The organism is Catonella sp. (assembly GCF_057250765.1).
Window position 1 is genome coordinate 63,334 of record NZ_DBHIEC010000013.1, and the last position, 25,645, is coordinate 88,978.

Consider the following 25,645-nt stretch of genomic DNA (forward strand, 5'->3'; position numbering starts at 1 on the left):
AAAACAAATATTTTTGTGTATAAAAAAAGAGAAACCTTTTACAGTTTCTCTTTGATATTCATATTATACAAGCTCAATAAGAACTTCCATAGCTGCATCTCCCTTACGGAGACCAATCTTAACTATTCTTGTATATCCACCCTTACGGTCAACATACTTTGGAGCTATCTCATCGAAGAGCTTGTTGGAAAGATCAACAACCTTAGTGTTTTTCTTTCTTCCGGCAGCCTTCTCAGGACGCTCTGTAACTGAGTAAAGTACCTTGTTCATCTGAACTCTTGCATTACGACGGGTAGGTAGGTCTCTCTTAACCTCTTTATCTACTTCATCATATACAGCTACTTTTCTGCCATCAACTACTTCTTTAACAACCTTGCCATTGGCATCTCTACGAAGAACCTTTGACTTAACTGTAACTGTTTCAACATTATCTTTTTCTTTAACAGCAAGTGTGATAAGCTTCTCAGCTATACGGCGAAGCTCCTTAGCGCGAGCCTCAGTGGTAACAATCTTGCCATGATATAAAAGCTCTGTTACCTGACTTCTGAGTAAAGCCTTTCTCTGACTTGATGTTCTACCAAGCTTTCTATAGCCAGCCATTCCTATATCCTCCTAATTATTCATCGCCTTCATTAAGTGAAAGTCCAAGTGCCTTAATCTTCGCCTTAATCTCTTCAAGAGATTTGTTACCAAGATTTCTGACTTTCATCATATCCTCATGCGTTTTTCCAACCAACTCCTGAACAGTGTTGATACCGGATCTCTTAAGACAGTTAAATGCACGAACTGAAAGTTCAAGCTCATCTATACTCATCTCAAGAACCCTACCTCTTTCATTGTCAGGCTTAGTTACCATAACATCAACTACTTTAGCATTTTCAGATAGGTCAATGAAAGAATTGAGATGCTCACTCATTACTCTGGCTGCAAGGCTTACTGCCTCATCAGGTCCCATTGTACCATTGGTAAATACTTCCAATGTGAGCTTATCATAATCTGTCATATGTCCTACACGGGTATTTTCTATATTGATATTTACTCTTTCTACCGGTGTATAAATAGAGTCAATAGGAATAACATCGATTGCAAGTTCATCGTTCTTATTCTTATCTGCAGAAACATAACCATGTCCGCGTCCAATGCTAAGTTCCATATATAATCTGCTATTATTACCACCGTTAAGAGTAGCTATCACCTGGTCAGGATTGGTAATTGTAATGTCTGAATCTGCCTGAATGTTAGCAGCTGTTACAACACCCTCTCCCTCAAATTCAATGTATGCGGTCTTAGGTTCATCAGCCTCGCTGTCATTTCTAATAGCGAGACTCTTGATGTTCATAATAATTTCCGTAACATCTTCTTTTACTCCGGGAATAGAACTAAGCTCATGCTTAATTCCTTCAATTTTAACAGTTGTTACTGCTGCTCCCGGAAGAGATGAAAGCATAATTCTTCTGAGCGAATTCCCGAGAGTGGTACCATAACCCCTCTCAAGAGGCTCTACTACGAAGCGCCCGTATTTCTTATCTTCAGAAATCTCAGCAATTTCGATATTCGGTATCTTAAAATCAAACATTACCAGGCTCCTCCTTTAAGTGTGTTATTCGAATTAATTACTTAGAATACAACTCGACAATGAACACCTCATCTACAGGAACATCTATCTGATCTCTTGTTGGAATCTCCTTAACAGTTGCTGTAAGATTCTCACGATCAATCTCAAGCCAAGCAGGAACAAGTCTTCCGTTAGTTGCCTCAAGGACATCCTTGATTCTCTGGATAGACTTCTTCTTCTCTTTGATTTCAATCTTATCGCCCGCTGCTACTGTATAAGAAGGGATATTTACCTGCTTGCCGTTAACAAGCACCATCTTATGACCAACCATCTGTCTGGCTTCTTTTCTTGTTCTAGCAAGACCAAGACGGAAGATAACGTTATCAAGTCTCAACTCAAGAAGAATCATAAGATTCTCACCGGTTGTACCATATTTAAGCTTTTTAGCCCTTGCAAAATTGTTTCTGAAAGGCTTCTCTAATACGCCGTAAATGAATTTAGCTTTCTGCTTTTCACGAAGCTGAGCACCATATTCACTGATTTTTCTTCTGCTGTTACCTGCAGTTCTGTTGGACTTCTTATCAAGTCCCATAACCATTGGTTCTATGCCGAGAGCCCTGCATCTCTTTAATACAGGCACCATATCTCTTGCCATTTATTTTTCCTCCTAAAATAATCTACCTGGAATTAAACTCTTCTACGTTTTGGTGGTCTACATCCGTTATGAGGTACCGGAGTAACATCCTTTATGCTGGTAACCTGAATACCACAAGCCTCTAAAGCACGAATAGCTGCTTCTCTACCTGAACCAGGTCCCTTAACCATAACCTCGACAGACTTTAATCCATGAACAACAGCAGCCTTTGCTGCAGTTTCAGCCGCCATCTGAGCAGCGTAAGGGGTAGACTTTCTAGAACCTCTGAAACCAAGTCCGCCTGCACTTGCCCATGAAAGAGCATTGCCTTCAGAATCTGTTAATGTAACTATTGTATTGTTAAATGATGACTGAATGTGTGCCTGTCCGCGCTCGACATTCTTTTTCACACGCTTCTTTGTCACTTTTTTTGCTGCACCTTTTGCACTAGCCATGACCTAAGAATCCTCCTTTAATTATTTCTTCTTATTTGCGATGGTCTTCTTTGGACCTTTTCTTGTCCTTGCGTTGTTCTTTGTGTTCTGTCCACGAACAGGAAGTCCCTTTCTATGGCGAACACCTCTGTAACAACCGATCTCCTGAAGTCTCTTAATATTCATAGCTACTTCACGACGAAGATCACCTTCAACCAGAACGGATTCTTCAATTACATCACGGATTTTTCCAACCTGTTCGTCAGAAAGATCCTTGCAACGAATGTCCGGATCAACAGCTGCTTTTGTTAAAATTTCATTAGATTTAGTTCTACCAATACCATAGATATAAGTAAGACCAATCTCTACACGCTTCTCTCTTGGTAAATCGACACCACTAATACGAGCCATTAGCGTTTAACCTCCGTTATTTTTTGAATTAATAGTAACAATATATGTGAATTTGGTATCGGAATGATGATTTCCTCTACCCAGCCGCTTTAAACCGTACAACGAAATGATGAATTTCGAGGCGAAGAAGTATTTATCTTCATAATATAAGCAAAAGCTTATAAATACGGTATCACAGATATGACCGGCTCACATTTCCGGCGATATCCATAACGCAGAAAGCAAGACTCCTAATTATTAATCTTAATCAGAATTATCCCTGTCTCTGCTTGTGTTTTGGGTTCTCACAGATGATTCTGATTGCACCCTTTCTCTTGATAACCTTGCATTTTTCGCAAATTGGCTTCACAGATGACCTAACTTTCATTTCGAAAACTCCTTTCTGAATAAAGTCCACTTTATATACTAACATAGTCTACTGCAAGTTTCAAGTAAAAATTTTAAAAATTTTTTGGCAAATTTCTATAAAAATCCTGTATTCGGATAAGCAGTTACGCCAACTTCCGAAACAGGATATTTTTGTTATACCTCAAATATATATGCCCTAAAGCCCGTAAGTTCAAGCCCTGAATTAAACTCTACTTCATCCCCTGTAATAAGGTCTGTCAGGCTTCCATTTACATTGTCAATGTGGAAGTTAAGCCTTGCATTGTTTCCATCTGCATTTACGGCGATTATCATACGCTTTCCATCTTTTTCCCTAAGAAATGCACATTGCTTATTGGCTATCTGCAACGACTTAAAGCTTCCGTACCAGAGCACAGGTGAAGCATTGTGTATCTTTGTTAGTTTAGTGATATATTCGGTAAGCTCATTATATACAGGCTTATCAAAGGCAGGTCTAAGTGCAGGGTCTCCTTCTTTCTTATCTGCCTTAAAGCCCCATTCGCTTCCATAGTATATCATAGGAATACCAGGCATGGTAAACATAAGCGCATAGGCTAAAGGAATATGCTTCTCCTCAGCAAGGATACTGGCAAGCCTTGATACATCGTGATTGTCTACAAAGCTCATCAGATGTTTGCCTCTGTATAGGGTCCAGTTCTCCTCACCGAACTGACGGTTTAGGGAATGCATTATTTCAAACAGATTCATACTATTAAGGCTTGAATATATTCCCTTGTAGCACTCGTAGTTAGTAGCTGAGTGGCACATCTCATCATTCATAATCTGATTATAATCCCCACCTATCATTTCTCCACCAAGGAAAAACTCAGGTTTCATCTGACTGGTTTCGTATCTCAGTCTCTTTAAGAAATCCCTGTCAACCATATAGGCTACATCAAGCCTAAGTCCGTCAATATCAAATTCTTTAACCCAGCCCCTTACACTTTCTATAAGGTAGTCGGTAACCGCAGGGTTCTTTAGATTTAGCTTAACCAGGTCATAATGTCCTTCCCAGCCTTCATACCAAAGCCCGTCATTATAGTTACTGTTGCCTCCAAAATTGATGTTGAACCAGTCTTTGTACTGTGAATTTTCTCTTTTTTCAAGTACATCCTTAAAGCCAAAGAAGCCTCTGCCCACGTGGTTAAATACTCCGTCAAGTATCACCCTGATTCCTTCTTTATGAAGCTCTTCGCAGACCTTCTTGAAGTCCTCATTGGTTCCAAGCCTCACATCTATCTTTCTATAATCCCTTGTATTATAGCCATGTGTATCGGATTCAAATATAGGAGAAAAATATACTGCTCCTATTCCTATTTTTTTAAGATGAGGGATGAAGTCAATAACCTTCAGTATTCTATGCTCCAGATTCCCGTCATTTTCAAACGGTGCACCGCAAAAGCCCATTGGATAAAACTGATAAAACACCTTTTCATAAGCCCACATTCGCTATTTTCTCCTATTTCCTGTTTGATTTTACTTTTGCTTTTGTCTTAGGTTTAGACCACTTACCATATGTATACTCACCTTTTACTGTCCTTTTGCTCTTAGCCTGAACGCTGAAGAAAACAGGCTTATTCTTTAAGGTTGCATTTACATAGATGGTTGTAACGCCCTTCTTGTCATCATGGTATACGTTAAGATTGTCTATACCCTCGTAATTTACAGGAACAGCCATCTTACCTGTACTGTCATAAACACCCCATTTCTTACCGGCTCTTACTACAACAGCCTCATCATTATAGTTTATTACTTCCTCATACTTTACAGGGATAATAACCTTTCCCGCCCTGTTTATATAGCCTGTCATTCCGTCAAGGTCAACTCTAATAAGCGACATACCTTCGGTATTGAAGATAGAATCGTATATTATTTTCCCTTTTAACTCACCGTTTTTGTCAATGAGGCCCCATCTTCCATTGATACTAACACTCGCAAGTCCTTTGTCAAATTTTCCTACTTCATCATACTGAGGAGATATAACTTCTTCTCCTGATCCATCTATATAGCCCCAGTCACCATCAAGCTTTACTCCAGCTCTGTTTTCACTGAAAGTTTTTATTTCATCATATTTTGGAGCAATTACTTCTTCACCTCTTTGGTTGATATAACCCCATTTACCATCTAGCTTTACTCCAGCAAGTCCTTCAGCAAAATCAGTCACAGCATCGTATTTTACAGACGTGATTTTTTTTCCGGATTCACTGATAAATCCCCATTTATCTCCGAGTTTCACCTGATACGGAGCATGGGCTATATCATTTATGTCATCATATTTAGGAGGCACTATCTCCTTACCATCAGCCACCAGCCCCTTCTTACCGTCTAGCACAACCTTTGCTACAGCACCATCAAACTTTTCAATGTCATCATACTTTACAGGGATTATAACATCTCCATCAGTAGTGACGAGCCCCCATTTTCCATCTTTCTTCACCTTTACACCTGTGAACATTATTTCTTTAACTTCATCATACTGCACAGGTACAGTCTCTTTACCCAGGTCATTTACAAAGCCCCACTTACCGTCTTTCTTAACTGCAATTGCTATAGTACCATAGGCATTATCAAGCTTTTCCACCTTCACGTCATCGTAGATAAAACCTGTAATCTTCTTTCCGTTAGTCTTTACAATCGCCCATTTGCCCTTAGACTTAACAGCCTTTACATCAGGAAATATCCCTATTTCCTTTTCGTATTTAGCCTTTTTTGCTGCGACTACGTTGTTCACTGAGGCACAGGCATGATTGTTTCCAGCCATAGTCTGAACCGGGTTTATAAGTAATGCAGTTAATGGAACCAAGGTGGCAGCCTTTGTTAATATTTTGTTATACATAGTTTTTCTCCCTTTATTTATATTTTTCTTACTGGCAACCTCTTTAAGACTTCCTCATCAATTATACCTATCAAAGCCCCTGTAACAGTTCCAACAAGTATAAGATAAGAAAGGTAGGTAAATACTGCAGGCAGTTTAAGCAGTATCATAGCACATAAAAGCTGTCCAAGGTTATGCGCCACCCCTCCTGCCATACTTACTCCCATCATCCCAAAGAAGTCCGTCTTCTTTAGTACTATCATTACAGCTAAACTTAGCACACCACCTGAAATCCCATATATTGCACTATAAGGATTACCAAAGGTAAGGCCTACTAAGATTATTCTAATAATCGACACTGTTATTCCTGCTTTTGCCCCACCTGCGTACAGAGCGGCAAGAACAACTATATTGGCAAGCCCCAGTTTCATCCCGGGTATGTGAAAGTTAAATGGAATAAGAACCTCAATGTAGCTTGCTATGAAAGCAAGAGCCACTAGGATTCCATACAGAGAAACTTTTTTAGCCACCTTACCTCCTAACCTGAAACCCCGTCAATTATAGGCTCTTCTTCATTTGCATCTACTATCTTAATTACCACCCTGTTTGGCAGGCAGACTAACATTTCTCCCGGCTTGCTGATTTTACCCTGCTTCATACATTGTTTGTCAGGGCAGCTCGCTTCTTCTATATAAGCCTTCCCATCCTTTATTACAAGTTTATTCGTGCCCAGATGAGAGCCTTCAAGAAGAAAAACTCCATCCTCTTTAAGAGGATATTCCGACTTTTTTTCACCGTCAATTGAAATAACCACAGTTTTATTTCCATCATTACCTGAAGCCCCGATTACATCGACAGCAAAAAGAGCCGCTGCTATTACAAGCAAAACCAATCCCAAAACGGCATCATGTCTTCTTTTTTTCTTATATTTATCCATTGTCAAAAACAACTCCGTAATTCTTTAACTCGCTAAGAATTCAACTGCAGGATTCATAGCCTGTCTCAAGTGGTTTAAGCATCATATCTATAGTACACAGATAATCCCATCAAGAGTTTTATGTAAAAAGGAATTTCAGAGAATTTTACTATTACATAAAAAGCTTAATATACCGATTTTAAGTTCACAATTAATAAGGTTTTATTTTTAATTGGATTATACGAAAAAACCGATTGAAAGTCAATTAAGACTATCAATCGGTTTATATATCATAATTTATTATCACTAATCTTAATTCTGGCTTATTACAGCTCCCTCTCCTGAATACAAAGTTAGAGGAGAATCTAGTTCTACCTTTAATACAGTCATATACTTACCGCAGTCTGCAGGATTTAGTGATATCCAGGTAAGCCCCGGTATATTGAACCATGCGGCTCCTCCCTGTACATCATGTGTAAGTTCTTTCCCGGTACTAAGTATTGTAACTGACTCTATCTTATTACACAGTCCCTTTATGCAGATAGCTTCCCTAGGTATGTCATATACAAAAAGATACAGAGTTTTACCATCTTCAGATACCGTACTTCCTCCTGCAAAACAACCAAAAGGCAGGCCTGCATTTGTGTTGTATATAGCCTCCTCATTTTCCCTTATAAAGCTTCCAAGTTCTCTTAGCACATTTATCTGTCTTTCATCAACGCTTCCATCTTCTCTTGGCCCTATATCAAGTAAAAGATTGCCACCCATGGTTATGGTATCCACAAAAATTCTTATGACCTGTCCAGGACTTTTATAGTGGTTATCATCCTGCTGATAACCCCAGGAATCATTGATAGTAGTACAGAACTCCCACTCTCCCTCAGGTCTTTTCACAGGAAGTCCCTGCTCAGGTGTGAGATAGTCACCATATCCAGCTAGCCTTGAGTTGATAATGATATCCTTGTTAAAAGAAAGCAAATAGTCCTTAAACTCAGGCAGTCCCCACTGAGCAGCACTTCTCTCCCAGTCGCCGTCAAACCACAGCAAATCTACATTACCATAATTGGTCAAAAGTTCTTTTAATTGATTTCTGTCAAATTCAAGAAAGTTTTCCCATCTTTTTTCATCCTGTACACCATCCTTAGGAGAGCTGAAATGATTACACTGAGATTTATCCTCAGGCACTACTCCCCCCTGGTAAACACTTGGATAATCAGGGTGTGACCAATCTATCAAAGAATAATACAGACCTATTTTAATGCCCTTTTCTCTAAAAGCATCAACATATTCAGCAACCAAATCCCTTTTGACGGGAGTTTGCTTTAGGATGTTTAAGTCAGAGTACTTGGTATCAAAAAGCGCCATTCCGTCATGGTGTTTGGTTGTGAATACGGCATACTTTGCTCCGGCTTCCTTAGCCAGCTCTGCCCAGTTTTTCATATCCAGTTTTGAAGCACTAAATCCTTCTGCTTGAGCCATATAGTCTTCATAGGAGATTTTCCCGTTATAAAATGACCAGGATTCTGCTACTCCTTTTACTGCATATATTCCATAATGTATAAATAATCCAAGTTTCGCCTTTTTAAACCATTCTTCCATTTCATTTTCACCTATCCCTTACTCAAATAATGAAATAACCACAATGTTTATAGCATATAGTCTTATAGTCCGTTTTTCTTCAGTTCATTATCAAGTGTTCTTCTTATTTCCCCTGTTAGAGTTCTTGTTTCATCCAGCCTGTATTCCCAAAACATAATGCCTCCAAGGCCGTTATTTGCCACATATTCAGCCTTTTCTTTGCAGGATTGTTCATCATCATAGCTTATAAATGTATCTCCGTTAAACAGCCATGGGGCTCTGGCTTCCTCATCAAAATACCTCTTATAGCCATTTTTGTTAATATATTCTTTTACAAGCTCACCGTAGGACGGCCCATAACCACCTGTTGTTTCAGCCATCTGATGAAGCCCGTTCTCCCTGTCAGGAACACCCTTCCACATACGTGAATAATATGCAGCACCAAGAATCAGCTTATCCCTTGGGACTCCAGCCTTTTCAAAGCAGGCTGCAGCTTTTTTGGCACTTGCCTGCAAGATATCCTTTTTGTCATCCAAGAGATTGGTATGGTGTCCCGTAATGATGTGATATCCACCTCTTAAATCATAGGTCATAAGCTGAACATAGTCGAGGTACTTTTCTACCTCTCTCATATTGGTTGAGTTAATAAAATATTCCCCTGCTCCTGCCGCTATGGTAAGCATAATATCTCTGCCTAACCTAGAGCCTAATATCTCTCTTGAGGTTCTAATTAACTTTGTAAAATTTTCCTTATCATCAGCGTTTGCTGCTATACCCGCCGTACTTATACAAGGATATTCCCAATCTACATCAAGCCCGTCAAGTTCGTATTTTTTAATTATTTCTACAGCTGTAAGTGCAAATTTCTCTCTTCCTTCCTCATCTGCTGCCGCCTCTGAAAACCCTCCTGCTCCCCAGCCTCCTACAGAGAGGACTAGCTTACAGTCAGCATTTTCTTTTCTTATCCTCTTAAACTCTTCTAACACGCAATCGGGTGCGTAATCTACGCACCCGTTTACTATATGCCCAAATGCCAGATTAATGACATCAAGGGCCCTTATGTCAGAATCACTTAAAAGGGAAAGGTCGTTAGTACTTACATAGCCTATAAGTTTTTTTCTTTTCATATTTAACCTGTCACCCTAAGTATTTCTTTATTTTAGCTGTTCTTAAATCTGTTATATGCCTCGTTATGAATCTCCATATATCTCTCAAGACCTATCTTGTTAAGAGAATCCAAATAAGCATCCCATTCTTTGTCGATGTCTCCCTGTCCTGTACACCACTTTGCCTTCTGCTCATCAACAACCTTTGAAATATCGGTTGATAAGGTAGAAAGCTCTCCCGCCTCATCAGGGCTGTAGTTCATAAGAGGAAGAGGCTTCATAAGATATGGAGCATACATAGCCTGTCTTTCAGCTGCCTTAACCTGCTCCTCTGTCTTTGTAAGGTATTTTTCAACAACTTCTTTTGACATGTCCTTTGCTACATAAGGTCCTGGAGCTTCAGATATCTTTCCACTTTCAGCAGGAAGAACCTCATACTTTCCATCACCTGATTCCTTGAGGTAGATACCATACTGTAATTTCAATGAAGTAACAGGCTCATAGAAAGAATCCATAAAACGCATTGCTGCTTCAGGATTCTTACAAGCTGTAGTAATAAGTCCTCTACCCTTATCAATTGAGAAGTCCTCACATCCCCAAAGTCTTCCTGCAGGTCCCTCAAGAGGAGCAATCGCAACGTACTCAACCTTTGCAGAGGTAACAGGTCCGTTGGTAAGATAAGCACCTACATTTCCACTATCAATCTTTGCCATGTACTGGTTATGATCCTGTGTGAATACTTCTTTGTCAATGTAGCCATTCTTATACATTGAAGCAAACCACTTGATATATTCTTTGTAACCATCCTGAGTTACAGCACACACTACTTTGTCGTCCTTAATCATAATAGGGTCCCAATCAGTAGTAATTCCCCAGGCACCACTAAAGTCAGCATCTCCGTTCCATACGTGATAAGGAGGTGTAGGCTCGAATACAAAGCCCTTTTCATCCTTCTCACCATTTCCGTTAGGATCTTCTTCTACAAAACGTTTCATAAGGTTCTCAAAATCGGAAACTGTCTTAATATCCTCTGGTTTTACTCCTAATTTATCACACCAAGCCTTATTTATATTAAGAGTAGTTGTAGGCATTGGATCAGCCTGTTCATTGATTACAGGCAGCACATAAATATGTCCGTCAGGCATGGTTATAGCCTTGCGAATCTCAGGATTCTTCTCAAGAATCTTCTTAAAATTAGGTGCATATCCAGCCTCAATCAGGTCTTCCATAGGTCTGATTATGCCCTTTGATGCATAGTTAGCTACCTTCTTGGTGTTAAGTCCTGAGAATACCATATCAGGAAGCTCGTTAGAAGAAAGAATAAGACCTAGTTTCTCATCTGCACCGTCACCGCTTATGGTTGTCCAGGTAACATCAATATTGCAGTTCTTCTCAATTTCCTTAAAGATAGGATAGTCCTCCCACTCACCGCAACCCGGCTCACCATAGCCAACTGCATTGAAGCTAAGGGTATCCTTGACAATAGGAAATCCTTCTTTTGCAACCTCATTTGCAGCACTTCCCGCACTTTCAGAATTGGCTGTGCCTGAAGCAGCCTTATTGGAAGCTGTGGAAGAACCACCACCCTGGCAGGCAGTAACCGTCATTACCATCGCCATCGATAAAGCAAGCATCCTTAATTTCTTTTTCATACTTTCCCTCCTGTTTATATAGATTTATTAAAGCTCAACCCTTTACGGCTCCCAGCATCATTCCCTTTATAAAGTGCTTCTGTACGAAAGGATACATAATAAGTACAGGAAGGGATGAAACTATGATGACACCGTATTTAATAAGCTCTGCAAGCTGCCTCTGATCTTCCAGTCTGTCCATACTTGTACTGCTTAGATTGGCTACGCTGGTTGACTGGATGAGAATTTCCCTGAGTACTACCTGCAAAGGCATTTTCCAGTTATCCTTTATATAGATGAGGGCACTGAAATACGAATTCCAATGACCTACTGCATATATCAGAAGCATTACTGCAATTACCGGCTTTGATATCGGAAGAACTACCTTAAAAAAGTATTTGAAATAGTCACAGCCATCTACTGTAGATGCCTCATATAACTCATTTGGTATGTTTAACTCAAAGAATGTTCTAGCCACAATAAGGTTATATACGCTTACTGCTCCCGGAAGAGTCAAAGCCCATATCGTATTGTATAAATGCAGTGACTGTATAAGCAGATAGCTAGGAATCAGTCCTCCTCCAAAGAACATGGTAAAGGTAAATAAATACAGCAAGAACTTTGAAGCAACCATTTCCCTTCTTGAAAATGCAAAGGCCGCCGGAATGGTAGCAATAAGGTTGATGGAAGTACCAACCAACATATAGATTAGGCTGTTTAGGTATCCTGTCCATATTTTTGAATACTTGAATATCTCTGCATAACCCTTTACATTAAAGCCCTTTGTCCAAAACATAACTTTACCCGCAGCTACCTCGTTAGGTGAGCTAAAAGATGCTATTACGATGAAATATAGCGGATAAAGCACTATAAGCAGTATCAATATCATAAAGGAATAGTTTATAATGTCAAAAATCTTATCTGACTTCCCCTGTTTTGCAAATGCTTTTCCAAAAACATACATATCATTTCCTCCCTCTGATTACCAGATTGAGCTATGCCCCATCTTCTTGGCTATTTTATTTACGCTGAGCAGCAAAATACAGTTTATAACAGAGTTAAACAATCCCACTGCAGTAGAAAAACCATACTGTCCGGAAACAAGGCCGACCTTATATATATAGGTCGCAATTATCTCTGAAACTTCGGCATTCAGAGGATTTTGCATAAGGAAGGCCTTTTCAAAGCCAACACTCATGATTGAACCAGCGCTAAGTATGAGGGTAATCACTATGGTAGGTGAGATAGACGGCAAGTCAATGTACTTAATTCTCTGAAACTTGGTCGCACCGTCTATAATGGCTGCTTCGTGAAGTTCAGGGCTGACTCCCGCAAGTGCAGCTATATAGATAATTGCATTCCATCCCATACTCTGCCACACGCCTGTCCACACATAGATATGTCTCCAGTATTTGATATTACCCATAAATAGGATGGGTTCATTGCCAAACATAGATACAAACTGGTTTACAAATCCTTTTTCAGCAAAAACTATATTGATAATACCAACCAAAACAACAGTTGATATAAAGTATGGTGCGTAGGTTACTGTCTGAATGAATTTTTTGAACTTTAGATTTCTTATCTGATTAAGTCCGAGCGCAAGTAAGATGGGAATAGGAAAGCCTACAATCATCCCGTAAAGGCTTATCACTATAGTATTTCTTATAATATCTACAAAATAAGGTGAACGGAAGAATCTCTCAAAGTGAGCAAAACCCACATACCTACTTCCCATTATTCCCTGAATGGGGCTATAGTCTTTCCAGGCGAGCACAATTCCATACATCGGAATATAAGAGAACACAATGAGACCTATGAGTGCAGGAAGTACAAACACCCATAATTGCCAGGTTTTTTTAATTCTCTTTCCCAAAGAGGGTTTTTTGTAATTTGAAATCACTGCATTTGAAGTATTATTCATCTATATCCTCCCTCATACCCAAAATAATATTCCGAGCACGAAATAAAATGCCCCGATATCTTAGTAGAGCCCGACTTACTCGTCATTTGAAAAACCTGACTTAAAGAAAAATCTAATTATTTAACTGTCTAATATAGTTTCAATCTTGTAAATAATACTAATACATGTGGGTGTCTTTGTCAATCCGTCTTTGTATAATTTGTACTAAATAATATGTCTATCATCCCATATATAGCACATTTTTTTATGCAATATTATGTGTTGTTATTGTTTTATGTGGCAAAATATATAGATATCAAATCCATGCCATTGTTAAATTAATCACATATATCAGATGCAAAAAATCCCCAAGCAATGTATATGTAAATACACTGTTTGGGGATATCTAATGTGAGCATTATTTCTTTGCTATTCTTCCCTGCTTTACAAGGAGTTCAGCTATAAGCACTGCTCCGCCTGCTGCTCCTCTTAAGGTATTGTGGGAAAGACCTACAAACTTATACTGGAAGAGGCTGTCTTCACGAAGCCTTCCTATGGAAACACCCATTCCTCTCTCATAGTTTACATCAAGAGATACCTGAGGGCGATTGTCCTCTTCAAGATACTGTATAAAGTGCTTAGGAGCGCTTGGAAGTTCAAGCTCCTGTGGAAGTCCCTTGAAGCTTCTCCACTTTGCTATCATCTCTTCTTTAGAAGGCTTCTTCTCAAAATCTACAAACACTGCAGCTGTATGACCGTTAAGTACAGGTACTCTTATACACTGAGTTGTAATAAGAGGAGCCTCAGCCTTAACTATGACACCATTTTCAACCTTACCCCATATACGAAGGGGTTCTTGCTCACTCTTTTCTTCTTCTCCTCCGATATAAGGGATGATATTGCCAACCATTTCAGGCCAGTCACTAAAGTTCTTGCCGGCACCTGAGATTGCCTGATAGGTAGTAGCTACTACTCTTACAGGATTGAACTCTTTTAAGGCATGAAGAGCTGGTGCATAGCTCTGGATTGAGCAGTTTGGCTTAACTGCAATGAAGCCTCTCTTAGTACCAAGTCTTTCCTGCTGGAACTTGATGACCTCAAGGTGCTCAGGGTTAAGCTCTGGCACAACCATAGGTACATCAGGTGTCCATCTGTGAGCAGAATTATTGGATACTACAGGAGTCTCAGTCTTTGCATAAGCCTCTTCTATAGCCTTAATCTCATCCTTTGTCATATCCACCGCACTAAATACAAAGTCAACCTGAGAACTAACCTTCTCTACGTCATTTACATTTTCAACAATTAACTTCTTTACCTTCTCAGGCATTGGAGTATCAAGCTTCCATCTGTCTCCAACTGCTTCTTCATAAGTCTTCCCAGCACTTCTTGGAGAAGCTGCCACGCAGACTACATCAAACCATTCGTGATTCTCTAGCAGAGAAAGAAATCTCTGGCCTACCATACCTGTTGCGCCAAGCACACCAACTTTTAATTTTTCCATGTCTATCTCCTTATCTTTTGCCTGTCTTTCTCAGGCGAACATTTGTCTTTTTATCGATATAACGGCTATAGTACTACTTTTAGGGCTGAAATTCAAGGTTATTTTCAATATAATTTTAATTTTAGCAAATGTTTACAAAGGTGATTTCACATTTCTTTATTTTTGATGTACTATTACCATCTAAAAAGCTTATATCATAGTCATCAAGTTCTGTAATGTACCAGTCCTTTTGAAACACATTCATACCATACTTCTTTCTTGCCTTTTTTGTCTTATTAGACTTGTATGGCTTTTTATTCTTGTTTTTATTCTTGTTTTTATTCTTATTCTTCTGTACCTTACTTTCAGGCTGGCTGCTGCCGTCTTTGTAATTAATCCTTATGCCAGGCTGAACATTGTAGCAATATACATTGAACGAAATTCCTTTGCCGCCATCCTCTACGGACAGCGCTTCCATCTGTACACCACGGGCAACTAAATCATTTCCCTTAAATATAGGCCTTACTCTATAAAGAACATGATTGCCTGTAGACTTCACATAGTCTGCAACCTGAATCTCAAAAGGCAGCATTCCTTCTACGTTAAAATATCTTGTTCCCGTTATCAGGTTTCTTTCATTTGCATTTTCTCCTGCAAGCATAAAGGCAATCAGGTGGCATCTATTATATAAATACCTGTCTTCCAGTATATCATCATACTTCACTGTATGCCAACCGCTTGGGCGCACATCTCTAATGGATTCTCTTGGGCTGTTAGGCATTAACTCCTTACCTACATTGGCAAATGCAGGACCGCATCTGCCTAGCTTATCAAGCTTGCTGTATTCCTCTACTCTGTCTTTGTCTTTATCTGAAAATGAAGGCTTATTGTCATTTATTTCAACATAAGGAATACCTCTGTACTTTGGCACATCCTTTATATCAACAGGTATACTTCTATCATTTTTATCATAAACTTTTACATTGTCAGAAGTACCAAATAAGCCAAGGTCACTTATGTTACAGCCTGCAAATGCCAGTCCAATTACGGAAACCAGAATGAGTAGGTTATTCTTTATTTTTCTAAAGCTTCGCATTAAACTGTCTCCTAAATACAAATATTATCTCTAGCAGATGCCAAACATAAGTTTGATTATAACAGTTTAAGCCCAATATTACAACAGGGTGAAGGTGTTTCTCTAATGATTTTTGATTATAGATGATAAACTTAAGTATTCCGTTGACAAATTCTAAGTTGTAGGGCTGATGGGTTTGTTTGTTGACTAAGTTACGCCTTCACTAATAAATGTCCAGACTCGCTCCGGTTTTTCTGAACGAAGCTGTTTTAGAATAGTTCTGTTGACGAAAAACCTAATGCGCTCGCTTAGGCATTATTAGTTCCGGCTGTTGAACTGATGAATGATTACAAACAAACGCATCAGCCACAAAGGGGGCAGGTGGAGGTAGCTGTCTTTCATTTGGTATTCTAGTTATTATTTGTATAAATCTATGGTGCCAGCTACGAATGATAAATTCTAAGCGAGCGCATTAGGCGGAGCGAAGCGGATGCCGGAGCGAGTCTGAAATGTTATCATTCGGAGCGTCACTTAGGTTAGATTATATAACTCGACAAATTAGAATTTACAAATAATACTCTATTTCAAGCAGTATACATCAAATTATTAATGATATTTCCTTTATCTTATGATATCATTCTAAAAGGAGGTTGTTATGATTAAGAAAATTATCGCACTTTGTGCATTTACACTTATTCTCTATGGATGTAAGGGAACTGCTGTTTCCAATGCTTCATCACAGGCTGAGCCATCCTTAGCAGAGTCACAGTCAGACAGCATTGCTGATTCAGCTTCACAGGCAGATACAGCTAACAATTCCTCTATTCTAGCAAATACTATTAAAACTGAGGAAGAAGCACAGTCATTTGTGAATCCTTCCGGTAAGACTCTAGCAAAGCGTATACTTACACCTAAGGGATATAAGAGAATTAAGGCTAAAAAGGGAAGCTTTGAAGCATTTCTTAGAAACTATAAATTAAAGCCTGACGGTTCTCCCGTACTTTTATATGATGGGCGTGAAAAAGGGAATCAGTCTGCCCATATAGCAGTCTTTAGGCTCCCTATAGAGAGCGAAGACCTACAGCAGTGTGCAGATTCCATTATGAGGGTTTACGGGGAATATTATTACGGTAAAAAGGCATATAATAAAATAACCTTTCCTCTTGGAAATGGCTTTATAGCTGATTTTGATAAATGGAGAAGAGGATATTCTATTAGTGTAAGCGGTAATAAGATAACTTGGGTTTATTCCTTAAAGAATGACAGCAGTTACGACTCTTTTAAGAGATTTATGAGGATAGTTTTTGCCTACTCAGGTACTTTGAATATGGACTATTCCTCTAAGAAGATAAAGCTGTCTGAAGCTCGGGTTGGAGATATATTTGTAAGGGGCGGAAGTCCAGGCCACGTGGTTATGATTGCAGACATCTGTAAGAACAAAAAAGGTAAAAAGGCTTATCTTCTAGCACAGGGCTACCTGCCTGCCCAGGAGTTTCAGCTTCTTAAGAATCCTCTTCATGAGGATAACCCTTGGTACTTTGAAGAGGAGATTAAATATCCCCTTAGAACCCCCGAGTATTCTTTTGATAAGGGGAGTCTCAGAAGATATAAATAATTTCATTTTGCTAATCTTTAAATTTTATCGTTTACAAAACTAAAATTTATCTTAGCCGTTGTATATAAAACGAGGGTGAAGTCCGGTTTAAGGATTCCACCCTAGTTTATTATTTACTGGTTCTTATTCATAGCACTGCTTTTTTTACATCTCATAACAATTTCATACGCTCCCATTGAAATAGTTACAAGCATTAGAACATAGCAAATTACTGTAATTATCATATTTTGTTTTGATACTAATACTAATAATAAATAGGATACAGATAAACACATCAGTACAATTAGCTGAATTTTCGCAAATTTAGAGCCTAAATCAAACTCTTCATATTCTTTTGCGACATAAGTTCCTTTTTTCTTAAGTATCAGTTCTTCATATAGGACTTTTACAGCTAAAACCAGACTTACAGCAAGTGCTAATATCCCCCATGCAAAAAACACAGGGTTGTCAGAATTTATAAAGATACCCATTCCACTTCCTAGCACTATAATAAGAATTAATCTTTTATCCATATTCTCTTTTTTCATATAATATCCTTTGCTTAAAATAAGTTATAAAAAACCAATGCTTGCCTTTAATCTTAAATTCTGTAATTAAAATTCAAATTTATTTCTAAAATACTCTCTAAGTTCTGATATAGCCACTCTCTCCTGCTCCATGCTGTCTCTATCTCTGACTGTAACCATACCGTCAGTCTCTGAATCAAAGTCATAGGTAATACAGAATGGAGTTCCTATCTCATCCTGTCTTCTATATCTCTTACCGATAGCTCCTCTGTCATCATACTCACAGTTCCAGTCCTTTGAAAGCTCAGCATATACCTTTTCAGCACCCTCCCCAAGCTTCTTGGAAAGCGGAAGCACTGCCACCTTAACAGGTGCGAGGAAAGGATGGAAACGAAGTACAGTACGCATGTCTCCGCCCTCAAGTTCCTCCTCATCATAAGCTCCACAAAGGAAAGCAAGAGTAACTCTATCTGCACCAAGAGAAGGCTCTACTACATAAGGAATGTATTTTTCTTTCTTCTCATCATCAAAATACTCCATAGGCTCACCTGATACTTCCTGATGTCTTCCAAGGTCATAGTCAGTTCTGTCTGCTATTCCCCATAGCTCTCCCCAGCCAAATGGGAATAAGAACTCGATATCAGTAGTTCCCTTTGAGTAGAAAGAAAGCTCCTCAGGATCGTGGTCACGAAGACGCATCTCTTCTTCTTTCATACCAAGTGAGATAAGCCAGTCTTTACAGAACTGTCTCCAGTAGTGGAACCATTCCATATCTGTACCCGGTTCACAGAAGAACTCAAGCTCCATCTGCTCAAACTCTCTGGTACGGAAGGTGAAGTTACCTGGTGTAATCTCATTTCTAAATGACTTTCCTATCTGTCCAATACCAAATGGAATCTTCTTCCTTGAGGTACGCTGTACATTCTTAAAGTTAACAAAGATACCCTGAGCTGTCTCAGGACGAAGGTAAACAACAGCCTTGCTATCCTCTGTAATTCCCTGGAAGGTCTTAAACATAAGGTTGAACTGACGGATATCAGTGAAATCATGCTTTCCACAGCTAGGACAAGGGATTTCATGCTCATCTACAAAGCTCTTCATTTCTTCATTGGTCCATCCATCTACAGAACATCTTAGAGCTATATCCTTCTCTTTTGCAAAATCTTCAATGAGCTTGTCCGCTCTAAATCTCTCGTGACAGCACTTGCAGTCCATAAGAGGATCTGAAAAGCTTCCAAGATGTCCTGATGCTATCCAAGTCTGGGGATTCATAAGGATGGCACAGTCAACACCTACATTGTAAGGGCTTTCCTGGATAAACTTTTTCCACCAGGCCTTCTTAACATTGTTCTTAAGCTCTACACCTAAATTACCGTAATCCCAAGTATTGGCAAGTCCCCCGTAAATCTCCGAGCCCGGATACACAAAACCTCTCGCCTTGGCTAAAGCCACAATCTTCTCCATAGTTTTTTCCATAAGTCTACCTCTCTTTCTTTGATTCACTTTATTGTCAATACCTTAACAATCATTTAGAATATACTACCACGGCTTCATTCCCCTCGTCAACCCTAATATGGTGCGAATCGTAAAGATTCCCTCCGGAATAGTATTTAATCTTGTCTCCGGTCTGGAAAAGCACCGGCCCCTTTACTACTGCAATATTGTATTCATCTGAAAGCACCTCACCCGCAGCCTTCTTTTCTCCTACATCAGAGTCTGCCTCAGTAAAGCTTAGCTCTCCAAACTCAGACAGAGCTTTATCTGCCTTAATGAATCTGGCATTGTTTTCCCCTTTTTTGTTGTTAAATGCCTCATAAATCTCAGAACTCTTAAAGGTAAGCACAGCCTTTACCTTACCGCTTTTAAGTTCAATCTCGCTTAGGACCGCGGCCTTGTCACCGTATTTCTTATTATAGCTGCTAAGCTCTGAGGAAATATAGCCTTTTAGTTCGTCAAGATTTAGATATTTTTCATTAAAATCTTCTACATAGGCTACCTGGCTGCTGCCGTCAGACCTCATGTATATCGTCTCTTCTTTAACCTCATCCGCCTTTATTTCCTTCGGCATTCCATTGCAGGAGGAAAGTAAAACTGTGGTAATTACCATTCCAAAAGCTAAAAGAGTGTTCTTCTTCATTCTCATACCTCTCTTATCATTTCTAAGGATTTAAACCTCACATCTGTGTTTAAATCCCTGTACTCTTCGGCAAGCTCAATAAATTCCTTTTTTGATTCAGCTTCCAGGTTAAAAGAAAATAACTTGGTCACATCAGTTGCCGAGACTACTCTTAGTGCATATATTGTTGAAGGTCTAAGCTGTCTTCCCAAAAATCGTCCTTCATCTATACTAGGCATTATACCCTCAATTTCAAATATTTTCCACTCAAATATTGCCTTTACAAAATCAGGAGTTAACTCATCCACCTTTGCTTCAAGGGCTTTGAGTCCCATATATATAAGGTTTACAAGGTTCTTGCCTCCTATATTTTCCCTAGAAAAGTAGGATGCAAGCTCTAAAAAATAGAAACCATAATAAACCCTGTCTATATCCATCTTCAATTCATTAAAGTAATTTACTATCTTTACCTCAAGCAAAGTATATGCATTCTTACCTGAAACAAGTTTGAACTTGCCGAAAGTAAGAGGATCTGTGCCTGCAAGCAGCTTGCTGTTGGTTCTTCTTGCGCCCCTTGCAAAAGCATGAATCTTGCCAAACTCTGCAGTTATTATCACAAGGCGCTTATCGTATTCACCTATTGGCATACAGGAAACAACAACTCCCGAAACCTCTATCTCATCTGTCAAAGATTACTCCTCTTTATACCCGAAGTTCTTCATAAGGGAATCTGAATTTCTCCAATCTTTCTTAACCTTAACCCAAAGATTGAGATTTACCTTCATTCCGAGAAGGTCAGATATCTGATGCCTTGCATTTGTTCCTATTTCCTTTAGCATAGCACCCTTCTTCCCAATGATGATACCCTTATGAGAATCTCTTTCACAAAAAATGGTTGCCTCAATGTTCATTATATTCTTATGACTGTGTCTGACCGAAGTATCCTTTTCTTCCTTCATGCTCTCAACCATAACGGCTACTCCATGTGGTACCTCATCCTTCAGTCTCCTTAGAGTCTGCTCTCTAATCAGCTCAGCTGTAATCTGCCTTTCAGCCTGATCAGTAACCACATCCTCATCATAATACATAGGACCTTCAGGAAGCAAGTCAAATACAGTTTTAAGAAGGTCTTCTTTATTCTCTCCCGTAACCGCAGATACAGGTATGCAGGCCTTAAAGTCCACTATGTCTTTGTACTTGTCGATTACAGGAAGAAGCTCACCCTTTTCCACTGTGTCTATCTTGTTTACCACAAGTATAATCGGCGTCCTGGTAGTTTCAAGTAGCTTTGCTATATGTTGCTCTCCCTTGCCGATAAAGGTGGTAGGCTCAACCAGCCAAAGTACCACATCTACCTCTGAAAGAGTCCTCTCAGCTACAGAGTCCATATATTCACCAAGCTTGTTCTGCGCCTTGTGGATACCCGGTGTGTCAAGGAAGATAATCTGCCCTGCCTCATCTGTGTACACTGTCTGAATCCTGTTTCTTGTAGTTTGCGGCTTAGAAGAGGTTATTGCAATCTTCTGGCCAATAAGATTATTCATCAGAGTTGATTTGCCTACATTGGGCCTTCCTATAAGGGTTACAAAACCTGACTTAAATTTTCCCATTCATTCTCCTTGTTTTTCATTATGATAAAAGGCTTGATACTTCATCAAATTTATCAGAGTTTTCCTTTATTTTAGCCTCTGAGCCTATCACTACCATAATCTTCTCATCAAGTACAGCCTTTACATATTTAGCCATATCTCTTATATCAGAGGCAGTAGTTCCTATCATTTCTTTTCTTGACTTTCTTATATCATCTTCCGTAATACCGCTCATATATGCGTTAAATGACCTTTCACCGTCTGCAAAAGGAGTCAGAGGTATGTCCGCACTTCCTACAGCTCCAATTACATACTTGGTTACCTCTTTTTCATCGGAGTCAAAATTCTCTACAAATCCGACAACGCTCTCATATACTTCATTTGTCTCCATAAGCTTAGGGTCTCTGTAGGAAGAGAAGGATGAATCTCCATTTCTGTCAAACTTGCTGTAACAGCCGTAAGCTCCGCCCTTAACCCTGACATTTACCCAGAGGTATTCATAGCTAAGAAGCACATTTAAGACGCTTAGAACACCTGTATAAGGAAGACCTGCCTCTACAAAGTTACCTGACCTGGTTACATACTGTACCTGACCTGAGGCAGTATACCCTTTCGCATATAAGCCTTCTTTTCTATTTGCCTTAAATTCTTCAATTTCATGCCTTATCTTATCACAAAGGAGGTCTTTTCCTACTGCTTCTCCACTTGGAAGTGATTTAACTATGTTAGTTAGCTTATCACAAGAAGCATCATAGTTTTCATCATCTACAGTAAGGCTTACAATCAGCCTATCTTTTACAAAGTATTTTTTAATGAGAGAATTTAGCTTAGTATAGAGCTCTTCTTTCTTTGCTTCAAAATTCTCCTGCAAATCCTTTATAAACCTGTAGAAGCTAAGTCCTGAGAGTCTCTCACCCATTTTCCCATTGACTGAATAATATGATTTAGCAAGCAAGGCAGATACCCTGTCTCCGTTTGTCTCAAAGTCCATTTCCATACCTGATATATTTTCTCTTAGTATCTCGACTATTCTCTTATCACTGTGCGAATCAAGCCTTGACTCATAGAGCATCTCAGGAATAAGATTAAGCCCCTTCTCAGCCTGTGAAACAAGCGATTTAAAGCTAACTGAATAGTTGGTAAGCACCTTGTTTCTATCAGCCTTATCTGTATATACCTCGATATTGGTATGAACACCACCTGTATACATAAGGGTTTCAGATACAAAGTCAGAATAGCCTCTTTTTTTAGTATCAATGAGTCCCAAAAGGTCTGTAAGCAGCCCAAAATACTGTAGTTCATCAGCCTGCATATCGCTGATGTCAAAATTAAGCCTGAGATACATAATACCGTTTGTATTTACCTTGTGCCAGATTAACGGACGGCTGTCTATCTCTTTTTCTATGTTCTTAAGAGGCTTTATCTCAGGCGAAATGTCACTTCTCTCAAGGGACGGAAGCTTTGACACGTCCTCTGGAGACGATGGCTCTTCCTGAAAGGCTCTTAGTTTCTCACTGCTCTTTTTAAGAGCATTTATATCGTCTTCACTTAGGCTTTCTTTGTACTTAGCGAGCTTCTTCTTTAACTCTTCCTCTATCCTGTCATTTTTATTCTTCTCAGGAACGAGAGTGAATATAAGCTTATGTTCATTTTCAAGAAGGTATTTTCTAACCAGTTCCTCAAAATAGCCTGTACCAATCTTGCTTCTAAGCAGGTCATAGTTCTTGCCTGCATCTGCCAGCTCAAACACAAGATTGTCATCATAAAGCCAGCTTGTATACATATTGATGCCAAGGATGAGGCCTGCAGGATACCTTCCTGAATCCTGTTCACGGTACTTAAACTCAGAATAGTTGATAGCTGAAGTAAGCTTCTTTTCATCTATTCCTTCATTGACAATCTTTCTAAGTTCAGTCTCTATTATCCTTACAAATTCGTCCTTCTTATCTGCCTCAGTTCCTGTCGCATGAATAGAAAATGTAGGCTGAAGCATATGGTTTGAAAGACTTGAAGAGATTTCCTTGCCTATACCTGCCTCTATGAGAGCCTTTTTAACAGGTGCCCCCGGTGCATCCATAAGCACAAATCTGAGCAGCTGTAAGGCACCTATAGTGAAGGTATCTGTAACCACACCTGTAACTACATTGTAGGAAAGGAAGGTTTTTTCTTTCATGTCTTCGCTTTCCGCAAGAGAATAACTATCAGATAAGTCACCTCCTACAGGCTTTTGGAGAGGGATATCAGACCTTGGATCAATCTTATCAAAGTCTTTTAAGTACTCCTTATCAAGGAATTCAAGCCTCTCCTCTATATCGAAATTTCCGTGCAAAATGATGTATGAATTTGACGGATGATAAAAACGCTTGTGAAATGCCACATAGTTCTCGTAAGTAAGTTCAGGAATAACCTCCGGATCTCCGCCTGACTCAATTCCGTAAGGAGAATCAGGATAAAGAGCCTCTCTTACACGCAGATCCTCTACCTCGTCAGGAGATGAGAAAGCACCCTTCATCTCATTATAAACCACACCGTTGATTATGAGTTCACCGCTCTCCTCATCCAGTTCATAATGCCAGCCTTCCTGCTCAAATATTGCTTTATTGGTATATAGATTTGGATAAAATACTGCATCCAGGTACACACTCATAAGGTTCTTAAAGTCTTTGTCATTGCAGCTTGCCACAGGATAAATCGTCTTATCCGGATAGGTCATTGCATTTAAGAAGGTATTAAGTGAACCCTTAGCCATCTCAATAAAAGGATCTTTTGATGGATACTTTTTGGATCCACAGAGCACAGTATGCTCTACTATATGGGCTACTCCTGTAGAATCTTCAGGAGGAGTTTTAAATCCTATACAGAAAACCTTATTTTCATCGTCATTTGAAATAAGGGCAAGTCTTGCCCCGCTCTTTTTATGCCTTAAATATATACCCAGAGCCTTGATATCCTTAAGTTCCTTAGTGCTGATTAACTCATATTGCTCAGGGATTGCTACCTCACTTATGTTTTTAATGCTTCTACTCATCTAAAATATCCTTTCCACTATCTCTTTTACTCTAAAAAGAAATATGTTAAAATCAAATATTGTAATAACATCTAGTTTACCATAATTATGAAGTTTTGCAAGGAGAAGTATAGATGAAAACCTTTTTTAAGCCGATAATTTCGATTTTTATTTCACTGCTTATGATGCTTGTATCCGTTGCCTTTGCAACTACAGCAGTGTTATACTTTAGACCTCTGTATTATAGCATGATTGGAGATTTTACAGGTAAATTAAACTTAACTTATACCGAAATAAAGGAAAACTATGATGCCCTCATAGACTACAACTCATTCTGGGGGGCTGATAAGCTTAGCTTCCCTCACCTGCCTTCTTCAGAAAATGCCCTTACCCATTTTGAAGAGGTAAAGGCCATCTTCCTTTCCTTTCAGATTGTGCTGGTTATAGGAATAATCTTACTTTTAGTGCTTATACCACTCTACAAAAGGCTCTATAAATCCTATGAATACAGGCTTATTGGCGGAATCTTTACCATATGTCTTCCATCTGCAATTGCTCTGTTTATATACGCTAACTTTAACAAGGTATTTATTACCTTTCATAAGCTTGCATTTAGCAATAATTACTGGATATTTGACTACAAAAAAGATCCAATTATCTTATTTTTGCCGGAAAAATTTTTCATGCTTTCCGCTGTCTGTATAGTAGGTCTTGTATTCCTATCAGGACTAATTATGCTTATAACATACTTTAAGAAGCAGGCAAAGTAAAATAATCATTAGAGCTATACTTTTCTCCGCAAGCACTGATTTTCGCTAAAATGGCTTATTGAAAGAATCGGGTAGGAGGTAGATAATTATTTTATCTACCGACCTCCCACACCACCG

Annotated in this window: 25 protein-coding genes; 2 read left to right on the forward strand and 23 right to left on the reverse strand. The window is 39.1% G+C overall.

What is annotated here, in order from left to right; genetic code table 11:
- Nucleotides 1–63: 63 nt before the first annotated feature.
- The 17 genes from rplQ to ACO6HM_RS08190 all read right to left on the reverse strand — a co-directional run bounded on the left by rplQ (nt 64) and on the right by ACO6HM_RS08190 (nt 15,946).
- Nucleotides 64–600, reverse strand: a complete 537-nt coding sequence (gene rplQ / locus ACO6HM_RS08110) for a 50S ribosomal protein L17 (protein ID WP_485378731.1) — start codon at nt 598–600, stop codon at nt 64–66.
- Nucleotides 601–616: 16 nt separating this feature from the next.
- Nucleotides 617–1,576 (reverse strand): DNA-directed RNA polymerase subunit alpha, encoded by a 960-nt coding sequence (locus ACO6HM_RS08115; RefSeq protein ID WP_485378732.1) that lies wholly within the window; start codon nt 1,574–1,576, stop codon nt 617–619.
- Nucleotides 1,577–1,613: 37 nt separating this feature from the next.
- Nucleotides 1,614–2,210: a 30S ribosomal protein S4 gene (rpsD, locus tag ACO6HM_RS08120; RefSeq protein WP_485381201.1), complete on the reverse strand. Its 597-nt coding sequence runs from the start codon at nt 2,208–2,210 to the stop codon at nt 1,614–1,616.
- A 32-nt stretch (nt 2,211–2,242) separates the two neighbouring features.
- Nucleotides 2,243–2,644, reverse strand: a complete 402-nt coding sequence (gene rpsK / locus ACO6HM_RS08125; protein WP_485379207.1) for a 30S ribosomal protein S11 — start codon at nt 2,642–2,644, stop codon at nt 2,243–2,245.
- A gap of 21 nt (nt 2,645–2,665) precedes the next feature.
- Entirely contained in the window at nt 2,666–3,034 is a 369-nt protein-coding gene (gene rpsM, locus ACO6HM_RS08130) for a 30S ribosomal protein S13 (RefSeq protein WP_485379208.1), read from the reverse strand.
- Between the two features lie 253 nt (nt 3,035–3,287).
- Nucleotides 3,288–3,401, reverse strand: a complete 114-nt coding sequence (rpmJ, locus tag ACO6HM_RS08135; protein ID WP_023353537.1) for a 50S ribosomal protein L36 — start codon at nt 3,399–3,401, stop codon at nt 3,288–3,290.
- Between the two features lie 155 nt (nt 3,402–3,556).
- Entirely contained in the window at nt 3,557–4,867 is a 1,311-nt protein-coding gene (locus ACO6HM_RS08140) for an alpha-amylase family glycosyl hydrolase (RefSeq protein ID WP_485390568.1), read from the reverse strand.
- A 13-nt stretch (nt 4,868–4,880) separates the two neighbouring features.
- Nucleotides 4,881–6,257 (reverse strand): WG repeat-containing protein, encoded by a 1,377-nt coding sequence (locus ACO6HM_RS08145; RefSeq protein WP_485390569.1) that lies wholly within the window; start codon nt 6,255–6,257, stop codon nt 4,881–4,883.
- 17 nt (nt 6,258–6,274) lie between these two features.
- Nucleotides 6,275–6,766 carry a Gx transporter family protein gene (locus ACO6HM_RS08150; protein ID WP_485390570.1) on the reverse strand — a complete coding sequence of 164 codons (492 nt, stop codon included), beginning with the start codon at nt 6,764–6,766 and terminating at the stop codon, nt 6,275–6,277.
- An 8-nt stretch (nt 6,767–6,774) separates the two neighbouring features.
- Nucleotides 6,775–7,173 (reverse strand): NusG domain II-containing protein, encoded by a 399-nt coding sequence (locus ACO6HM_RS08155; RefSeq protein ID WP_485390571.1) that lies wholly within the window; start codon nt 7,171–7,173, stop codon nt 6,775–6,777.
- 291 nt (nt 7,174–7,464) lie between these two features.
- Entirely contained in the window at nt 7,465–8,751 is a 1,287-nt protein-coding gene (locus ACO6HM_RS08160; RefSeq protein ID WP_485390572.1) for an alpha-L-fucosidase, read from the reverse strand.
- Nucleotides 8,752–8,813: 62 nt separating this feature from the next.
- Nucleotides 8,814–9,857, reverse strand: coding sequence for a glycoside hydrolase family 18 protein (locus ACO6HM_RS08165; RefSeq protein WP_485390573.1), 1,044 nt, complete (start codon nt 9,855–9,857; stop codon nt 8,814–8,816).
- Between the two features lie 32 nt (nt 9,858–9,889).
- The gene (locus ACO6HM_RS08170) at nt 9,890–11,488 is read right to left on the reverse strand and encodes an extracellular solute-binding protein (RefSeq protein ID WP_485390574.1); all 1,599 of its coding nucleotides are present in this window, start codon (nt 11,486–11,488) and stop codon (nt 9,890–9,892) included.
- Nucleotides 11,489–11,522: 34 nt separating this feature from the next.
- Nucleotides 11,523–12,431: a carbohydrate ABC transporter permease gene (locus ACO6HM_RS08175; RefSeq protein WP_485390575.1), complete on the reverse strand. Its 909-nt coding sequence runs from the start codon at nt 12,429–12,431 to the stop codon at nt 11,523–11,525.
- Nucleotides 12,432–12,449: 18 nt separating this feature from the next.
- Nucleotides 12,450–13,391, reverse strand: a complete 942-nt coding sequence (locus ACO6HM_RS08180; RefSeq protein WP_485390576.1) for an ABC transporter permease — start codon at nt 13,389–13,391, stop codon at nt 12,450–12,452.
- A gap of 397 nt (nt 13,392–13,788) precedes the next feature.
- Nucleotides 13,789–14,871, reverse strand: a complete 1,083-nt coding sequence (asd, locus tag ACO6HM_RS08185; RefSeq protein WP_485390577.1) for an aspartate-semialdehyde dehydrogenase — start codon at nt 14,869–14,871, stop codon at nt 13,789–13,791.
- Nucleotides 14,872–14,992: 121 nt separating this feature from the next.
- A complete protein-coding gene (locus tag ACO6HM_RS08190; RefSeq protein ID WP_485390578.1) occupies nt 14,993–15,946 on the reverse strand; it encodes a DNA/RNA non-specific endonuclease in 954 nt (317 codons plus the stop codon).
- A gap of 634 nt (nt 15,947–16,580) precedes the next feature.
- Between ACO6HM_RS08190 and ACO6HM_RS08195 the strand changes: the two genes are divergently transcribed.
- Entirely contained in the window at nt 16,581–17,540 is a 960-nt protein-coding gene (locus tag ACO6HM_RS08195) for a DUF4846 domain-containing protein (protein WP_485390579.1), read from the forward strand.
- Nucleotides 17,541–17,653: 113 nt separating this feature from the next.
- Here ACO6HM_RS08195 and ACO6HM_RS08200 read toward each other — a convergent pair whose 3' ends face one another.
- From ACO6HM_RS08200 to ACO6HM_RS08225, 6 genes are all read right to left on the reverse strand, one after another.
- Nucleotides 17,654–18,067: a hypothetical protein gene (locus ACO6HM_RS08200; protein ID WP_485390580.1), complete on the reverse strand. Its 414-nt coding sequence runs from the start codon at nt 18,065–18,067 to the stop codon at nt 17,654–17,656.
- 66 nt (nt 18,068–18,133) lie between these two features.
- Nucleotides 18,134–19,522 carry a glycine--tRNA ligase gene (locus ACO6HM_RS08205; RefSeq protein ID WP_485390581.1) on the reverse strand — a complete coding sequence of 463 codons (1,389 nt, stop codon included), beginning with the start codon at nt 19,520–19,522 and terminating at the stop codon, nt 18,134–18,136.
- A 49-nt stretch (nt 19,523–19,571) separates the two neighbouring features.
- A complete protein-coding gene (locus ACO6HM_RS08210) occupies nt 19,572–20,183 on the reverse strand; it encodes a hypothetical protein (protein WP_485390582.1) in 612 nt (203 codons plus the stop codon).
- Between the two features lie 2 nt (nt 20,184–20,185).
- On the reverse strand, nt 20,186–20,851 hold the full coding sequence (gene recO / locus ACO6HM_RS08215) for a DNA repair protein RecO (RefSeq protein ID WP_485390583.1): 666 nt from the start codon (nt 20,849–20,851) through the stop codon (nt 20,186–20,188).
- Between the two features lie 3 nt (nt 20,852–20,854).
- Nucleotides 20,855–21,772 carry a GTPase Era gene (gene era, locus ACO6HM_RS08220; protein WP_485390584.1) on the reverse strand — a complete coding sequence of 306 codons (918 nt, stop codon included), beginning with the start codon at nt 21,770–21,772 and terminating at the stop codon, nt 20,855–20,857.
- A gap of 19 nt (nt 21,773–21,791) precedes the next feature.
- Nucleotides 21,792–24,779: an insulinase family protein gene (locus ACO6HM_RS08225; RefSeq protein ID WP_485390585.1), complete on the reverse strand. Its 2,988-nt coding sequence runs from the start codon at nt 24,777–24,779 to the stop codon at nt 21,792–21,794.
- A gap of 113 nt (nt 24,780–24,892) precedes the next feature.
- Here ACO6HM_RS08225 and ACO6HM_RS08230 point away from each other — a divergent pair, with 113 nt between their 5' ends.
- Nucleotides 24,893–25,528 (forward strand): TIGR01906 family membrane protein, encoded by a 636-nt coding sequence (locus tag ACO6HM_RS08230; RefSeq protein WP_485390586.1) that lies wholly within the window; start codon nt 24,893–24,895, stop codon nt 25,526–25,528.
- Nucleotides 25,529–25,645 lie beyond the last annotated feature (117 nt).

Excerpts from the sequence above, each read along its gene's own strand:
- ACO6HM_RS08195 (WP_485390579.1), top strand. The coding sequence starts at position 16,581 with ATGATTAAGAAAATTATCGCACTTTGTGCATTTACACTTATTCTCTAT.
- rpsM (WP_485379208.1), bottom strand. The coding sequence starts at position 3,034 with ATGGCTCGTATTAGTGGTGTCGATTTACCAAGAGAGAAGCGTGTAGAG.
- ACO6HM_RS08140 (WP_485390568.1), bottom strand. The coding sequence starts at position 4,867 with ATGTGGGCTTATGAAAAGGTGTTTTATCAGTTTTATCCAATGGGCTTT.
- ACO6HM_RS08160 (WP_485390572.1), bottom strand. The coding sequence starts at position 8,751 with ATGGAAGAATGGTTTAAAAAGGCGAAACTTGGATTATTTATACATTAT.
- ACO6HM_RS08210 (WP_485390582.1), bottom strand. The coding sequence starts at position 20,183 with ATGAAGAAGAACACTCTTTTAGCTTTTGGAATGGTAATTACCACAGTT.
- ACO6HM_RS08115 (WP_485378732.1), bottom strand. The coding sequence starts at position 1,576 with ATGTTTGATTTTAAGATACCGAATATCGAAATTGCTGAGATTTCTGAA.
- ACO6HM_RS08205 (WP_485390581.1), bottom strand. The coding sequence starts at position 19,522 with ATGGAAAAAACTATGGAGAAGATTGTGGCTTTAGCCAAGGCGAGAGGT.
- ACO6HM_RS08190 (WP_485390578.1), bottom strand. The coding sequence starts at position 15,946 with ATGCGAAGCTTTAGAAAAATAAAGAATAACCTACTCATTCTGGTTTCC.
- ACO6HM_RS08175 (WP_485390575.1), bottom strand. The coding sequence starts at position 12,431 with ATGTATGTTTTTGGAAAAGCATTTGCAAAACAGGGGAAGTCAGATAAG.
- ACO6HM_RS08155 (WP_485390571.1), bottom strand. The coding sequence starts at position 7,173 with ATGGATAAATATAAGAAAAAAAGAAGACATGATGCCGTTTTGGGATTG.
- ACO6HM_RS08200 (WP_485390580.1), bottom strand. The coding sequence starts at position 18,067 with ATGAAAAAAGAGAATATGGATAAAAGATTAATTCTTATTATAGTGCTA.
- ACO6HM_RS08145 (WP_485390569.1), bottom strand. The coding sequence starts at position 6,257 with ATGTATAACAAAATATTAACAAAGGCTGCCACCTTGGTTCCATTAACT.
- rplQ (WP_485378731.1), bottom strand. The coding sequence starts at position 600 with ATGGCTGGCTATAGAAAGCTTGGTAGAACATCAAGTCAGAGAAAGGCT.
- rpmJ (WP_023353537.1), bottom strand. The coding sequence starts at position 3,401 with ATGAAAGTTAGGTCATCTGTGAAGCCAATTTGCGAAAAATGCAAGGTT.
- ACO6HM_RS08170 (WP_485390574.1), bottom strand. The coding sequence starts at position 11,488 with ATGAAAAAGAAATTAAGGATGCTTGCTTTATCGATGGCGATGGTAATG.
- asd (WP_485390577.1), bottom strand. The coding sequence starts at position 14,871 with ATGGAAAAATTAAAAGTTGGTGTGCTTGGCGCAACAGGTATGGTAGGC.
- ACO6HM_RS08180 (WP_485390576.1), bottom strand. The coding sequence starts at position 13,391 with ATGAATAATACTTCAAATGCAGTGATTTCAAATTACAAAAAACCCTCT.
- ACO6HM_RS08165 (WP_485390573.1), bottom strand. The coding sequence starts at position 9,857 with ATGAAAAGAAAAAAACTTATAGGCTATGTAAGTACTAACGACCTTTCC.
- rpsD (WP_485381201.1), bottom strand. The coding sequence starts at position 2,210 with ATGGCAAGAGATATGGTGCCTGTATTAAAGAGATGCAGGGCTCTCGGC.
- ACO6HM_RS08230 (WP_485390586.1), top strand. The coding sequence starts at position 24,893 with ATGAAAACCTTTTTTAAGCCGATAATTTCGATTTTTATTTCACTGCTT.
- era (WP_485390584.1), bottom strand. The coding sequence starts at position 21,772 with ATGGGAAAATTTAAGTCAGGTTTTGTAACCCTTATAGGAAGGCCCAAT.
- ACO6HM_RS08225 (WP_485390585.1), bottom strand. The coding sequence starts at position 24,779 with ATGAGTAGAAGCATTAAAAACATAAGTGAGGTAGCAATCCCTGAGCAA.
- rpsK (WP_485379207.1), bottom strand. The coding sequence starts at position 2,644 with ATGGCTAGTGCAAAAGGTGCAGCAAAAAAAGTGACAAAGAAGCGTGTG.